The following is a 14,388-nucleotide window of genomic DNA, read 5'->3' on the forward strand; positions in this document are numbered from 1 at the left end:
CTAACAGTTTTTTGTTTTTATGTCATTGGTTATTTTTTTAGAGGTGTTTGCTGCCTTATATTGATTTCATAGTTATATTTAATAACATTCATTTAATTTTTCTTTTTTTACTTTAGGTGATTTCATATCCTTGTAAACTGCCTTTATTTTTGTCTTGTATAGAACTATTGCTGTTATCATACAAGTTCCTTCTGCTAGTATTGCAGAGTACCATATTCCTTCTCCACCAAGTATAGCTATCATTAAGTATAATGCTGCTAATATTAAGAAGAAACCTCTTCCAAGAGATACTACTGCTGCTATTCCTGGTCTTTCAACTGATACGAAGAATGCTGAAACTATTACGTTTATTCCCATAAATGCAAATGCGTAAGAATAAATCTGAAGCACTCTTATAGCTTCTGTGAATATTGCTGTTTCTGTTGGATCTATGAATAATCCTACTATAAAGTCTGGTATAAGGTGACATATTACAACAAATGCTGCCGATGCTATTACACCTGCTATAGCAGACATTTTGAATAGTTTCTTCATATTAGTAGAGTTCTCTGCTCCAAAGTAATAACTTACTAATGGCTGCATACCCTGTGCTATACCCATCATTGTCATAAGTACCAATGTGTTTACATAGTTTATAATACTGTAATAAACTACACCCTGTTCACCTATGTATTTTATTATGTTTAAGTTGAAAAGCATTACTACTATACCGCAACTAAGTTCTGTTGTTGAGTCTGGTATACCTATAAATGCTATTTTCTTAAATTCTGGGAAATCAAACTTAAATCTTGAGAAATTAAGTGTTGAATTTTTTCTAAAGAAGTGAACTAAGAAGAACACTGTAGAAAATACCTGTGATAAACCTGTTGCAATTGCTGCACCCATTACACCCCAATGGAATACCATTATAAATAAGTAATCAAGTACAACATTACTAATTGCTGATATTATAACTCCACAAGTTGCTAAAATTGGGAATCCATCTGTTTTTATAATTACTTCAAGCGAATAAGATACCATAAAAAATCCATTAAATAGTACTATTATTCCAAGATAGTGTTTTACATAATCCATAGTTGAAGCAGTAGCACCTAGCATTGTAGCTACTTTTTCTAAATTTAATAAAACTCCGCCCATTATTAATAATGAGAATATTATTATTACTACTGTATTCATAGTAAATATTTTATTAGCTGAATCTATATCTTTTTTACCAAGATATACAGCTATTATTGTAGATGCCCCTGTTGAGAACATCAGTGATAATGCGAATATAAAGTTTACAAAAGGCATTGAGATATTCACAGCTGCAAGTGCTGTTTCCCCTACTCCTCTTGCAACGAATATACCATCGACCATTGTATAAAGCGAGAACACCCACATAGATACAACTGAAGGTATCATATACCTTAAAAATTTTGCCTTTAAGCTCATGTTTTCATTTGATAACAATTTCGAATCCATTTTATATACTCTCCTCTCTTCTTATCTAAAATGATAAACTATGGTATAATACCATAGTCAAGAGGTTTTATGAAATTTTCTATATTTTTTTAACAGGAATTTGTATTTCTGTAACAAATTCTTCTGGATTTCCCGTTTCATGTATATCAATTTTATATATTTCCAGAGGCCCACCAACTGCTTCTAAATTGTTTTCTTTTATATATTCTTCTAGTTTTTTTAAATGCTCGTGATTGTATATATAATCGCCTTTATAAGTAAATGTTACATAGTATCCTTCTTCAAGAGTTATGTTATAAGTTTCTTCATCGTCATCTATTAGACAAAATACTGATTTAAATACATTATTTAAACCTTTTTTTAAAGCTTCTTCTGAGAAAAACGATCCTATATTATTATTTCCTAAAATATCAAATCTTCCCTCATACTCGTTTTGAAGCCTCTGCACGCAGAAGTCAAACTCCTCATCTCTAGTTATATTTGCATTTAATTCTATAGCTTTTCTCTTTTCTATATATTTTAATTCTATGTTTTCAAAATTTGTTATTTCTTTAGATTCAGCTATAGCACTTAGTCTATTTATGATATTACTTCTCTGAGAGTTTAACTCTTTGATCTTAGTTTCCGTCAAAATAAGCTCCTCATTTAAAATTCCTTCTGTAGTTCTTAAATTTCTATTTTCAAGATATTCTTTTATCTTTTTCATAGAGAATCCAAGTGTTCTAAGCTCTTTTATGAGATTTAAACGATATAAATCCTGTATGCTATACATCCTATATCCATTAGTATCTCTGTCTGGTTTTAAAATCCCTAAATCCTCATAGTACATAAGAGAATCCTTGCTGAATCCGTATATTTTCGAAATCTCTCCTATTTTATAGTAATCCTTCATATTTTCCTCCTCATATAATATTTTCGTCTAAATTTCCATATCTTAAACTATATTTACTTCTATTATTGCAGTTTGATATTCCTCTTTTATTTCTCCTAAATTATAATTTATTTTTTTATTAAATAAAGGTCCATCGACTACGACTGTGTGGTATTCTCCATTTTCACCACATAAATCTATTTCTATATTTTTTCCCTCAGAATATCTTTTGATATCCTCAATAGTTTCTTTATTTAATTCTCTTCCTAAAAAACTCTTATCTAAATAATTTAAATTCACTTTTTTTATAATCGCTTTAAATCCAGAATCTATAAATTTTGATACAGCTTCTTCTCTATTTATTTTTTCTAATGGCATAATGGCTTTCATATCTGCATTTTCACATCTTGTCTTATTCCAATTTAAATGCTGCTCTATGTCTATATCTCCAAACACACAGATATTTACTCCTCTTTCTTTTTTTATTCTTCTTAATGTATTTTCAAATTCTTCCTCATAATTATCCATTCTACAAAATACCGGATATACTTTTAATCCAAGTACATTTTCATATTCTTCTATAATTTTTAAATTTATCCCATGAGTCCAAGAATCCGTTTCCTTTACTGTTATAATTATTGAATCCGGAATAAATCCTCTTTCCTTTATTAAATACATTGCTAAAGTACAGTCTTTTCCCCCGCTAAATGAAGTAACAAACTTTTCCATATATAAAATCTCCTTATTTTGTACATTGCTTATTTTATCTGTTAAAATTCCTTATTATTCAATTATATAATATCAATCTCAATACTAACAACTTCATTTGTACCTCGATATATGTTATTATTGATTATATAAATTTTGAAAATATACTATTAAAAACTAATAAATAAAAAATTTTAGAAAGGAATTTATAATGGAAAAATTCAAATACGCTTTTGATAAAAATAAAAGATACCATACATGGAACTACTATTTAAGACAGACTTTTGGAGAAAAAATTTTTAAAGTTTCTCTAAATGCTGGATTTACTTGTCCTAATGTAGATGGGACTTTAGGATATGGTGGATGTATATACTGTAGTAGAGAGGGATCTGGAGATTTTGCAGGTAATCCAAACGATAATTTAAGAAAACAGTTTGATGAAATAAAAGCTATGATGCTAAAAAAATGGCCTAATGCAAAATATATAGGCTACTTCCAGGCATTTACAAATACTTATGCTCCGTTAGAAGTATTAAAAGAAAGATATGAAACTGTTTTAGGATTTGAAGATGTTATAGGTCTTTCAATATCTACTAGACCTGACTGTTTACCTGATGATGTTGTGGATTATCTAGCTGAATTAAACGAAAGAACTAATCTTTGGGTAGAACTTGGACTTCAGACTATACACGATGAAACATCTGACATAATAAACAGAGGACACACATATCAAGATTTCTTAGATGGTTTTAAAAAATTAAAAGATAGAAACATAAAAACTGTAGTACATATAATAAATGGACTTCCTGGCGAAGATAAAGAAATGATGATGCAGACAGCAAAAGCAGTTGCAGATATGGGTGCTGATGGTATAAAAATCCACCTTCTTCATATAATAAAAGATACTCCTCTACGGGATTTCTTAAATAACGGAAAGATAACTCCTATGGAACAAGAAGAGTATATAAATTTAGTTTGTGATCAGCTTGAAATTTTACCAGAAGAAATGGTTATCCACAGACTTACTGGAGATGGTAAAAGAGATGAACTTCTAGCACCTCTTTGGAGTCTAAAAAAATGGGAAGTTCTTAACCGGATTGACGATGAAATGAAAAGAAGAGGAACTTTTCAGGGAAGTAAATATGTAAAACCTGATTACGATATATTTAAAGATTGCAAATAAAAATATCAAAATTTATCAATTTAAAATAGCCATTTGAATTAATTTTTCATACGGATAATAATTATCTTATCAGAGTTGAAAAACATAGACAAAACTCACTCGACAATGCACTTGATCGCCTGGAGAGTAGTTTGTCTATGTTTTCAACCTCAAGATATATTAACCTATGAATTTTTTATTCAAGATTTAATTTCTTTTCAAGTATGTAAGAAGTTATCATAAATAATACTACAGAAACTACACCATAGAATACTAATGTATATATTGATGATGCACTTAACATTGACATACTCTGTGGAGCTGTTAGTATATTCATACTTTCTAATAGATTTGAAAGTCCATCACTTATAACTGATACTATCATATTTATTATGAAAAATGCTATTATCGCAACCGGAGTTCTGTGTTTGTTAAATGGTTTTAACTGTCCTATTGATAATGAAGTGTATATCACTAATATGAAAGATATATAATCTACTATACCTAACATAAATGTTATTATCATATTTAATATTATATCTCTAGCACTTAGTAAATTCATAACCATGTAGTTCCAAACATTTCCCATAGACCGTATAAATTCTTTCATTGTAGCCATACCAGAAGGAAGCATTATTACAACAAATACTAAAAATACTACTATAGTACTTAAAATTAAATAAACAACAGATGTTATTATTTTAGATGCTACTATTTTCTTTGCACTTACAGGAAGTGTCATCATCAAATAACCTTCATCGCCAAGTAAGTTTTTGCTAAATCTTTTTATAATAACAGTTATTGTTAAAACACCAAGTGTAATCATTAAAGCTACCATTATTAACATACCTAAACTCATGCCTACATCTACATTTGCAAGCATAAATATTCCTATTAATACACCAGTAAGTATTAAACTCGCATATATCGCTAAGAAGCTTCTCATTGTAGCTTTGAATTCATATTTTATAAGTTTACCTAACATCTAAATTCCTCCCTAAATAAGGCATCTATTGATTTACCTTTTTCTTCTCTTATTTCATCTACATTACCCTGTAGTTTTATTTCTCCGTATGATAAGAATATTATCTCATCACATATATTTTCTATTTCACTTATTAAATGTGTTGCTATTATAAGTGTACTCTCTTCAGAGAAATTCTGAAGTATTGTTCTCATAATAAATGATCTTGCAGCAGGGTCAACACCACCTATTGGTTCATCTAGTATGTAAACATCAGCATTTCTAGACATCACTAATATTAACTGTACCTTTTCCTTAGTACCTTTTGACATATCTTTTATCTTTTCATCTACATTTATATTTAATGCTTCTATCATTTCCTCAGCTTTTTCTAAGTCGAAGTCTTCATAAAAATCACTGAAGAATTTTAAAAGGTCTTTCATCTTCATCCATTCACTTAAATAAGTTCTTTCAGGTAAGTAAGATACTATTTTCTTAGTTTCTATAGAAGGTTTCATACCTGCTATTTCTATAGTACCTTCATCTGGCTGTAGTAGTCCATTTAATAACTTTATCATTGTACTCTTTCCACTTCCATTTGGTCCAAGTAACCCTACTATCTTACCTTTTGGAATTTCAAGGTTTATACCTTTTAATGCTTCTTTTTTGCCGTATCTTTTAACGACGTTATCTAATTTTATTATAGTATTTTCCATAATTATTCTCCTTTCACATTCTCGGCTATTAGAGAGATTATCTCATCCGGGCTATATCCTAGCTGTACAAGAAATTCCTTTAAACCATCTATTCTTTCATTTGCCATATCTTTTTTCATTTTATTTATTTTATCTATATCATCAGTTACAAATCTGCCTTTTGTTCTTTGACTATACATAAGCTCCTCCCTCTCTAACTCAGATAATGCTCTCTGCATTGTATTTGGATTTACTTCAGCTTCTGCAGCTAAAGCTCTAACTGTTAGCATTTTTGACCCAGGTTGAAACTCTCCGGATACAATCTTCATCTTTAGAGTGTCAACTAGTTGAATATAGATAGGCTTGCTATTATCGAATTCCCAGCTCATAACTTTCCCTCCTTTTTATTATTGTATTAAGTTGTTAATACAATAATACTATAGTACAATCTACATTGCAATCTTTTTTTGATTTTTTTATAAATAATTTCAAAAAATAAAAGAGATTATCAAGTTAAAACCTGATAATCTCTGCTTTACGTCTATGTAAGGAGAAGCATTGCTTGTACTCCAAAGTTTACTGATAAAACTGATAGTAAATTGTTGAAAAAGTGTATTCCAACTGATGTAAATATTGATTTTGATTTATATACATTGTATGCCATTACCATTCCCAGTATAGAAGTCGGTATTATTCTAATAAAGTCTAAGTGCATTATACCGAATAATATACCACTTCCTACAATAGCAAACATAATATATTTTTCATTTTTCTGTCCAAAAGTTTTTTTATCTCTAAATGCAGATAATATAAATCCTCTAAACAATGTTTCTTCGCATATTGCAGGTACCAATGCAAATAATATTATCTGAGTGAATAATCCTCCACTAGATTTTATAATCTCATTTAACTGCTCAGATACCTTCATTTGATCTGGGAATAATTTTAATAATATCATCACAAATATTGACATTATTAAACTTCCTACAAACCAAGTTAATGCTGCTCTTATTATATCTTTTAGTTTGATTTTTTTTATGCTAAATAATTTTTTGAAGTCCGCCTTTATGTATATTGCAACTAATACTGGTATCATAGCCATAATGAACTGATTTATAGTATTCCCCATTATTCCAAGCTTCATATTTAGTATAGGAGATACGTATATTAAGCTTATAAATGCCAATACATATACCATAAATCCGTCGCTAATTCCTGGCATACTTCCCTCTTTTATACTGCTTCTACTCTGTATTAGCTTAAAGTTTCTCTTTTCACCAAATAAAATATCCTCAGAATTGAATATTTTTGAAAGTAGTACTAGAGAAATTAGTACAAATATTAGATTTACAATAAGTACTAAGCTCACCATTTTCATATTTGCTCTCAATGATATTACACTTTTTATTAGAAGTGAAATATTTACAACTGGTATTGTTGCAGTTATTCTGCTAAGAGAAATATTTGGTATCATTGAAATATATGCTGGTACCATTATTACAAGCATAAGTGGCGTTATATAGTTCTGCGCCTCTTTAAATGTCTTAGCAAATGAACAAACACACATAGCAAGAGCTGATACAACCTGAGCAAACAAAATAACGCTGACTATGGTTATAAGTACAGCACCACCTAATACAGAATAATTTATATGCATCATAGATGGGTTGTATATAGATTCAGCTTTCATAAAGTATCCCAACGTGCAGCTCATAGAAATTATGTTCAATAAAGACGTCAAGATAGCACTTGCAGACACAGCCATATATTTTCCTATTACAAGCTCCATATTAGATATTGGAAGTGAGAACAATGTTTCAAGAGTTCCTCTTTCTTTTTCACCTGCCATTACATCTATAGCAGGGTAAATAGATCCAAATAGCACACCTATTATAAGTATAAATGGTATTACCTGACCTAATAACATTCCCGCTTTTTTAGCACTATTTGTTATATCTACTTTTTCATATTTTATAGGCTCTAGTATCTGCTTAGAATTTAATCCATGTTTTTCTATCTCTCTTTCAGACATTTTTCTTTTATATTTATTCATTACATCAAATATAGCATCTGCCTTTATTCCTGATTCATCTGATGCTGAATTTATTATGACTTTGTAGTCATTATCCTTTATAGAATTGTCTATATAGGCATCAATTTCACCTTTTTCCAATTCTCTTTTATAATCTTTTATGTTTGTTTTTATTTCTATATTTCCTAGTTTATCTTCTTTTTCTCTAATTGAATTTTCATTATCTACAATTTCTACAAATTCTGTATTTGGAGATGAAGATAGTCCTAGTGTTATAGTTTCCGATGCCATTTTATTTATCGATGAGTTCATTATCCCCATCAATAGTACCATTATTATTGGATATAAAAGTATAGGCACAACAATCATCATAAATATACTTTTTCTATCCCTTACTATATCCAAAATTTCTTTTTTAAAAATCTCTTTTATTATCTTAATCCTCATTCAAACCCACCTCTTTATCCGCTAGTTTTATGAACACCTGTCTTAAAGATTTTGAGTTTGTTTCTCTCATAAGGTCTGCTGGCTTACCTTCAGCAATAATTTTTCCTTCGTATATAAGAATTATTCTATCGCATAAAGTTTCAGCCTCTTTCATATAATGAGTAGAGTATAAAACAGTTTTTCCATTTTGCTTTTCACGTAACATGAAATCTATTATTGCTCTACTGCTCAAAATATCCAAGCCTAGAGTTGGCTCGTCAAATATATATACGTTTGGTGAATGTATAAGACATCTAGCAATAGAGGTTCTCTGAGTCTGACCTGTTGATAAATTTTCTATTCTATTATCTATAAATTCGTCCATACTTAATATTTCTGATATTCTTTCTATGGATTTTTTTATACTTTTTTCATCCATTTCGTACATTTTACCAAATATAGTCATTATTTCTCTCGGGGAAAATCTTCCATATAATCTAGTATTCCCTGATAAATAGCCTATTTCCCTTTTTGCAAGATTCTTTTCTTCTTCGTAGTTATATCCGCAAATTTCAACGCTACCAGATGTAGGAGTTAAAATCCCAGCTAACATTCTCAAAAGTGTCGTTTTTCCTGCTCCATTTGGTCCAAGTATCCCCACTATTTCCCCTTTTTCAGCTTTAAAAGATATATGGTCTACAGCAAGAAATTCTTCTTCCTTGACCTTTACCTTTTTGCCAAATCTTTTTTTCTCTCCATCACTAGTAATTCTTGTAAATACTTTACATAGTTCTGTAACTTCTATCATATTTTCCTCCATTTGAGTCAAATAGAATTAGATATCTATTTTGTTTATTCTTCCCAGGCAAGAGATCTTTCTACGGCTCTTTTCCAATCTTTGTAAGATTTTTCTCTAATATCTTCACTCATCTTAGGTTCAAATTCTCTATCACAAATCCATCTTTTCTTTATATCTTCTTTGCTCTTGAAGAATCCAACTGCAAGACCTGCTAAATAAGCTGCTCCTAGAGCTGTAGTTTCAACTATTTTAGGTCTATCTATTTTTACATTTAGTATATCTGACTGGAACTGCATTAAGAAGTTGTTATTGCTAGCTCCTCCATCCACTTTTAATGATTTTAACTCTATACCAGCGTCGTTTTGCATAGCTTCAAGTACATCTTTTGTCTGATAAGCTATTGACTCTAAAGTAGCTCTTATTAAATGCTCTTTTTTAGCACCTCTAGTAAGTCCAACAATTGTTCCTCTAGCATACATATCCCAATATGGTGCTCCAAGACCAGTAAATGCAGGCACTACATATACTCCATTAGTATTTTCTACTCTCATAGCATATTTTTCACTGTCAGCTGCACTCTTTATCATTCTAAGCTCATCTCTAAGCCACTGAATAGATGCACCTCCCATAAATATACTTCCTTCTAGTGCGTACTCTACTTTTCCATCTACTCCCCAAGAAATAGTTGTTAAAAGTCCATTTTCTGATTTAACAGGCTTTTCACCTGTATTCATTAATAGGAAACATCCTGTTCCATAAGTATTTTTTGCTGTTCCTTCTTCAAAACAGTTCTGACCAAATAAAGCCGACTGCTGATCTCCAGCACATCCTGCTATTGGAATTCTTGTATCTGCAAATAGTCCTGAATTTGTATATCCGTATATGCAACTAGATTCTTTGACTTCAGGAAGCATTACTTCTGGTATGTCTAATTCTTTTAATATATCTTTATCCCATTCTAATGTATTTATATTATACATCATAGTTCTTGATGCATTTGAATAATCTGTTACATGTACTCTTCCACCTGTTAATTTCCATATTAACCAAGTATCTATAGTTCCAAAAAGTAATTCTCCTTTTTCAGCTCTTTCTCTAGCACCTTCTACATTGTCTAGTATCCATTTTACTTTTGTTGCAGAGAAATAAGCGTCTATAATAAGTCCTGTTTTTTCTCTTATACATTCAGTTAGACCTTTTTCTTTTAGCTGGTCACATATTTCTGAAGTTCTTCTACACTGCCAAACTATTGCATTATATATAGGTTTACCAGTTTTTTTATCCCATACTACAGTAGTTTCTCTCTGGTTTGTTATTCCTATAGCAGCTATTTCTTCTGGGTTTATCCCTGCAGTGTCTACAGCCTCTCTCATAACGCCACTCTGTGATCCCCAAATTTCCATAGCATCGTGTTCTACCCAACCTGGTTTTGGATATATCTGTTCAAACTCTTTCTGCGCAATTTTTATTATGTTTCCATCTTTATCAAATATTATACATCTTGAACTAGTAGTTCCCCGGTCAAGTGCCATTATATATTTCTTTTCCATTATTAATCTCCTCCAACAATTTCGTTATGAAAATTTACTTTGAAAACGTAATTCGTTATATTAAATATTATAACCATTTTTATAGTAGCTGTGTTAATACAATACAACTTTTTTTAATTAAATACAAAAAAATCCGCAGATTTTAAATCTACGGATTATAAATTTCAATTATTTTTTTAAGATAATTATTTTCTTGCGTTGTCTAATACTTCTCTAGCTTCTCTTATTTTTTCTGCACTAGTCTGACATATTTCATATTCACTCATCATAGGAAGTCCCATACTTACGCCTTCTTTTCTATATTCCATTTTGCTATCTAAAGTAACTTTTCCAGACATATGGAATGAAGTAGCATTTGTATCTGCTAAGAATTCTTTTATAACATTAGCATTAACTCCACTTCCTACTAATATTTCTATGTCATCTCCTGCTTTTTCTACTAATTCTTTTATTAAATCTTTTCCATCTAAAGCATTATTTTTATGCCCTGATGTAAGTATTGTTTTTATTCCTAATTTTTTAGCCTGTTCTAATGTTTCAAATGGATCTTTTGTCATATCAAAAGCTCTATGTAATGTTACATGCATATCTCCAGCTTCTTTAACTAATTCTTCCATTTTTTCTACATCTAATGTTCCGTCTACATTTAAGCATCCAACAACTACACCATCTGCCCCAGCATCTCTAAACATGGCAACTTCTTCTTTTAATATTTTAAATTCATTTTCTGTGTAATGGAAATCTCCAAATCTTGGTCTTAACAGTGCAAATATTTTTATATCTGACTGTCTTCTTATTTCATTGTATAATGCTATACTTGGTGAAGTACCTCCTATTATTAAGTTAGCAGCAAGCTCTATTCTATCTGCCCCACCTTTATCAGCTTCTAAAGCTGATTCTACTGAATCCACACAACATTCTAGTACAAAATCCTTCATGATTTCCTCCTGATTATTTATAATATTATATTTTAATTTATTTTATCGCCTATAAAATTACAGATACTTTCTACAGTTATATCTAGTTGTTTATTTTCAGGTATTATAGACTTTGTATCTCCTTTTTGAAGTCCATAATCTCCAAATGCAGAATGATTACCACCTTCTATTTCTACATACTCAGTATCTTTTGGAAGATCTTCTCTTGCTTTTATAAGATTTTCAAAATTTATAACACCATCTTTACTACCCCAGATGGATAATACTTCTGCTCCTGTTTCTTTTATTTTATCCCCTGATGGATAAGATGCCAGATAAACAATTCCCTTTATTTTATTATTTGCTTCCAATGCATTTGTCGCCATAGTTCCACCTAAAGAATGTCCTACTATAACCCAATTTTCAATGTCTTTATTTTCCTCAATTACTTTATCTGCCTTATGAGATGAGAATATTGCCATATTAAACGGCATATCTACAGCAAATACTTTGTATCCATTTTGGGCTAATCTATTAGCAAGTGGTGCATATGCTTTAACATCAACCCTTGCTCCTGGGTAAATTATAACACCAGTATGAGATATTACATCTTTTGGTATAAATTCTGTTATATCCCCTTCAACTACTTTTACCTCACTACTAGAAACTAAATTTTCTCTAGCTATGTCTTGTGGTTCGTAGGCATTTAGAAGCCATGCTAATGAGCTCACAAGAGCTATAATAACTACAGCTATTACTATTTTAAATATTTTTTTATTTAATTTTCTTTTTTTCTGTCTCTCTTTTTCTTCGTTTTGTTTTTGTAATTCTTCTTCAGTTATTAAAGGTCTATTTAGTTCCATAGTCAAGCTAAAAGTATCATATTTTTTTTCATTGTTCTTTTTTCTTCTGATTTTTGAGCTTTTATCGCTATGCATAACTTTTTCCTCCATTTTTCGTGTTCATTATTATAGTTTAACTTAATGTTGTTTTTTTTTCAATATTATTGATTTTTTTCATATTAAATACACATACCGTTCTAAAGAATAATATAAAATAAAGTCATCTTGTACATTTAAAATAATTTTTTCAAAATAAAAAATACTGCCACAGAACACCTTTAAAAGGTGTTCTTGTGACAGTACCTTTAACTGACACCTAACGGTCGTCAGTTTTTTTGTATTCAAATTTAGCTCCACAATTAGGACAAATTAATTCTGGCATATTTTTTTCATTTAGCGAAGCTATCGCTCCCAATGAAAAGAATGCATCTTGTCTTAGTTCTTCTAATATAAATTCTGGTACTCCTTTTTCAAATCCACAAGACTTACATTCATAATTGTATAACTTTTGTCCTTTACTCATTTCTTCTAATTCTTTTAGCATACTATTTCTCCTAATAATTTTAATTACACTAATTATACACTATTATTTATATTTGAGTATAGCAAAGCTAGCCTATTTAATAGACTTTTAAAATAATTCTTTTTGTGTTGTTGTATTCAAAGAAATTTCTTTTTCTATAATTTCTTCGTAGATTATTCTTTTATAATTTGATTTATCTAGTACATTATATATTAATCCATATTTATAATGCCATATTTCCCATAGAATCATGTCTTTTCCACACTTTTTACAAATATAAGGATTTACTCCAAATGATTCTATCAATCTATCTTTAAAATTTTTCTTTACTGTATTCTTCTTTTTTATCAGCTTAGATATATTTCTGTGTCTCATAAAATTATATAATTTCAATATTTCTATGCTTAATTTATTTTTTACTCTTGAATATAGACCGTATCTTCTTGCAACTCTAAAACCCTTCGGGTGAATATGTTGGGTTATTTTACCTATAAATTCTAATACATTTACAGTTATTTCTCTTTTTCCCTTAGGTTTTTTGTTTTCATACCAGTAAGTTACATTTTTCCCATCGTAATTAATTATTCTATACTCAGCGATAGCTGGTCTAGCCAAATATCTACCTATATATTGAGTTGCCTGTTTTATATTAGTTAAACGTCTTTCTGCATTTACATAGAATTCTTTCTTATATAACTTATTTATCAAATTTCTAGTTTTTCTATCTCTAAAGTTGTTTTTTATTATATCTAGTACCAACTTTCGCCATACTTTTTTCATATATGTATACGGTATGAAATCTAATTTTTTAAACCACTTATTATTTCTATCTATTCCACCTTCGGTGTATAAGGCATGTATGTGAGGATTCCATTTTAAATCTCCACCAAAAGTGTGTACTACAGCAATTACCCCTAATTCATAATCTCCCTTTGTTTTCTTTTTATGAAAACTATCTAATACCTTATATGTAGCATCTTGTAAATCTTTTAAAAGCTCTCGCTTTCTGTAGAAATAGACTCTTAACTCCTCTGGAATTGTGAAAACTGCATGTCTATGAGAAACATCAAGAATATTTTCTACCTGTTTTTCTGCCCATTCCATAGAATATTTTCTTCCACACTTTGTGCAAAACTTACTTTTACAAGTGAACCCTTGAATATACTCCTCTCCACAGTCTATACATTTATGTTTTATATATCCTTTTTCTATATTTCCACAATTTAAAGCCTTTATTACAGTATTTTCTATCTGATCCCTCATTTCTCTTCTAACTTTATTCCAATATTTTAGTTTGAATTCTTCAAAGTGATTTTTTAATATTTTCTTAATGATTTTTTCATCTTTTTGTTTTTTCAATACATTCATATTACTATTGTACATAAGTTTTCCACAGTTTTAAATTATTATAATTTCCTTAGGAATAAAAAAGCTT

14 protein-coding genes are annotated in these 14,388 nt (G+C 29.7%); 1 reads left to right on the forward strand and 13 read right to left on the reverse strand.

The window, feature by feature from the left end; translation table 11 throughout:
* Nucleotides 1-78 precede the first annotated feature (78 nt).
* The 3 genes from KGNDJEFE_RS08475 to KGNDJEFE_RS08485 form a co-directional block, all read right to left on the reverse strand.
* A complete protein-coding gene (locus KGNDJEFE_RS08475) occupies nt 79-1,464 on the reverse strand; it encodes an MATE family efflux transporter (RefSeq protein ID WP_006439131.1) in 1,386 nt (461 codons plus the stop codon).
* A gap of 79 nt (nt 1,465-1,543) precedes the next feature.
* A complete protein-coding gene (locus tag KGNDJEFE_RS08480; protein WP_006439130.1) occupies nt 1,544-2,356 on the reverse strand; it encodes a MerR family transcriptional regulator in 813 nt (270 codons plus the stop codon).
* A 42-nt stretch (nt 2,357-2,398) separates the two neighbouring features.
* Entirely contained in the window at nt 2,399-3,064 is a 666-nt protein-coding gene (locus KGNDJEFE_RS08485; protein ID WP_006439129.1) for a Dph6-related ATP pyrophosphatase, read from the reverse strand.
* A 190-nt stretch (nt 3,065-3,254) separates the two neighbouring features.
* Here KGNDJEFE_RS08485 and KGNDJEFE_RS08490 point away from each other — a divergent pair, with 190 nt between their 5' ends.
* The gene (locus KGNDJEFE_RS08490; protein WP_006439128.1) at nt 3,255-4,226 is read left to right on the forward strand and encodes a tRNA modification radical SAM protein MnmL/YtqA; all 972 of its coding nucleotides are present in this window, start codon (nt 3,255-3,257) and stop codon (nt 4,224-4,226) included.
* Between the two features lie 175 nt (nt 4,227-4,401).
* Here the strand turns inward: KGNDJEFE_RS08490 and KGNDJEFE_RS08495 are convergent, their stop codons facing one another.
* The 10 genes from KGNDJEFE_RS08495 to KGNDJEFE_RS08540 all read right to left on the reverse strand — a co-directional run bounded on the left by KGNDJEFE_RS08495 (nt 4,402) and on the right by KGNDJEFE_RS08540 (nt 14,321).
* Nucleotides 4,402-5,190, reverse strand: coding sequence for a hypothetical protein (locus tag KGNDJEFE_RS08495; RefSeq protein ID WP_006439127.1), 789 nt, complete (start codon nt 5,188-5,190; stop codon nt 4,402-4,404).
* Nucleotides 5,184-5,885, reverse strand: a complete 702-nt coding sequence (locus KGNDJEFE_RS08500) for an ABC transporter ATP-binding protein (protein WP_006439126.1) — start codon at nt 5,883-5,885, stop codon at nt 5,184-5,186. The genes KGNDJEFE_RS08495 and KGNDJEFE_RS08500 overlap by 7 nt, the downstream gene beginning before the upstream one ends.
* A 2-nt stretch (nt 5,886-5,887) precedes the next feature.
* Nucleotides 5,888-6,253 (reverse strand): GntR family transcriptional regulator, encoded by a 366-nt coding sequence (locus tag KGNDJEFE_RS08505; RefSeq protein WP_006439125.1) that lies wholly within the window; start codon nt 6,251-6,253, stop codon nt 5,888-5,890.
* A gap of 152 nt (nt 6,254-6,405) precedes the next feature.
* Nucleotides 6,406-8,343: an ABC transporter permease subunit/CPBP intramembrane protease gene (locus KGNDJEFE_RS08510; protein WP_006439124.1), complete on the reverse strand. Its 1,938-nt coding sequence runs from the start codon at nt 8,341-8,343 to the stop codon at nt 6,406-6,408.
* Nucleotides 8,333-9,130 carry an ABC transporter ATP-binding protein gene (locus KGNDJEFE_RS08515; RefSeq protein WP_040410206.1) on the reverse strand — a complete coding sequence of 266 codons (798 nt, stop codon included), beginning with the start codon at nt 9,128-9,130 and terminating at the stop codon, nt 8,333-8,335. The genes KGNDJEFE_RS08510 and KGNDJEFE_RS08515 overlap by 11 nt, the downstream gene beginning before the upstream one ends.
* 44 nt (nt 9,131-9,174) lie before the next feature.
* Nucleotides 9,175-10,671, reverse strand: a complete 1,497-nt coding sequence (glpK, locus tag KGNDJEFE_RS08520) for a glycerol kinase GlpK (RefSeq protein ID WP_006439122.1) — start codon at nt 10,669-10,671, stop codon at nt 9,175-9,177.
* Between the two features lie 185 nt (nt 10,672-10,856).
* Nucleotides 10,857-11,609 carry a copper homeostasis protein CutC gene (locus tag KGNDJEFE_RS08525; protein WP_006439121.1) on the reverse strand — a complete coding sequence of 251 codons (753 nt, stop codon included), beginning with the start codon at nt 11,607-11,609 and terminating at the stop codon, nt 10,857-10,859.
* A 32-nt stretch (nt 11,610-11,641) separates the two neighbouring features.
* Nucleotides 11,642-12,526 carry an alpha/beta hydrolase gene (locus KGNDJEFE_RS08530; protein WP_040410205.1) on the reverse strand — a complete coding sequence of 295 codons (885 nt, stop codon included), beginning with the start codon at nt 12,524-12,526 and terminating at the stop codon, nt 11,642-11,644.
* A 220-nt stretch (nt 12,527-12,746) separates the two neighbouring features.
* Nucleotides 12,747-12,974 (reverse strand): hypothetical protein, encoded by a 228-nt coding sequence (locus tag KGNDJEFE_RS08535; protein WP_118549764.1) that lies wholly within the window; start codon nt 12,972-12,974, stop codon nt 12,747-12,749.
* Nucleotides 12,975-13,061: 87 nt separating this feature from the next.
* Entirely contained in the window at nt 13,062-14,321 is a 1,260-nt protein-coding gene (locus tag KGNDJEFE_RS08540) for an IS91 family transposase (protein WP_170239660.1), read from the reverse strand.
* Between the last annotated feature and the right edge of the window lie 67 nt (nt 14,322-14,388).

The sequence above is a fragment of the Peptacetobacter hiranonis genome (assembly GCF_008151785.1).
GTDB classification, from domain to species: Bacteria; Bacillota; Clostridia; order Peptostreptococcales; family Peptostreptococcaceae; genus Peptacetobacter; species Peptacetobacter hiranonis.

Coding starts and splice junctions, on each gene's coding strand:
- KGNDJEFE_RS08535 (WP_118549764.1), bottom strand. CDS start 12,974: ATGCTAAAAGAATTAGAAGAAATGAGTAAAGGACAAAAGTTATACAAT.
- KGNDJEFE_RS08485 (WP_006439129.1), bottom strand. CDS start 3,064: ATGGAAAAGTTTGTTACTTCATTTAGCGGGGGAAAAGACTGTACTTTA.
- KGNDJEFE_RS08500 (WP_006439126.1), bottom strand. CDS start 5,885: ATGGAAAATACTATAATAAAATTAGATAACGTCGTTAAAAGATACGGC.
- KGNDJEFE_RS08540 (WP_170239660.1), bottom strand. CDS start 14,321: ATGAATGTATTGAAAAAACAAAAAGATGAAAAAATCATTAAGAAAATA.
- KGNDJEFE_RS08515 (WP_040410206.1), bottom strand. CDS start 9,130: ATGATAGAAGTTACAGAACTATGTAAAGTATTTACAAGAATTACTAGT.
- KGNDJEFE_RS08510 (WP_006439124.1), bottom strand. CDS start 8,343: ATGAGGATTAAGATAATAAAAGAGATTTTTAAAAAAGAAATTTTGGAT.
- KGNDJEFE_RS08475 (WP_006439131.1), bottom strand. CDS start 1,464: ATGGATTCGAAATTGTTATCAAATGAAAACATGAGCTTAAAGGCAAAA.
- KGNDJEFE_RS08480 (WP_006439130.1), bottom strand. CDS start 2,356: ATGAAGGATTACTATAAAATAGGAGAGATTTCGAAAATATACGGATTC.
- KGNDJEFE_RS08530 (WP_040410205.1), bottom strand. CDS start 12,526: ATGCATAGCGATAAAAGCTCAAAAATCAGAAGAAAAAAGAACAATGAA.
- KGNDJEFE_RS08490 (WP_006439128.1), top strand. CDS start 3,255: ATGGAAAAATTCAAATACGCTTTTGATAAAAATAAAAGATACCATACA.
- KGNDJEFE_RS08525 (WP_006439121.1), bottom strand. CDS start 11,609: ATGAAGGATTTTGTACTAGAATGTTGTGTGGATTCAGTAGAATCAGCT.
- KGNDJEFE_RS08505 (WP_006439125.1), bottom strand. CDS start 6,253: ATGAGCTGGGAATTCGATAATAGCAAGCCTATCTATATTCAACTAGTT.
- glpK (WP_006439122.1), bottom strand. CDS start 10,671: ATGGAAAAGAAATATATAATGGCACTTGACCGGGGAACTACTAGTTCA.
- KGNDJEFE_RS08495 (WP_006439127.1), bottom strand. CDS start 5,190: ATGTTAGGTAAACTTATAAAATATGAATTCAAAGCTACAATGAGAAGC.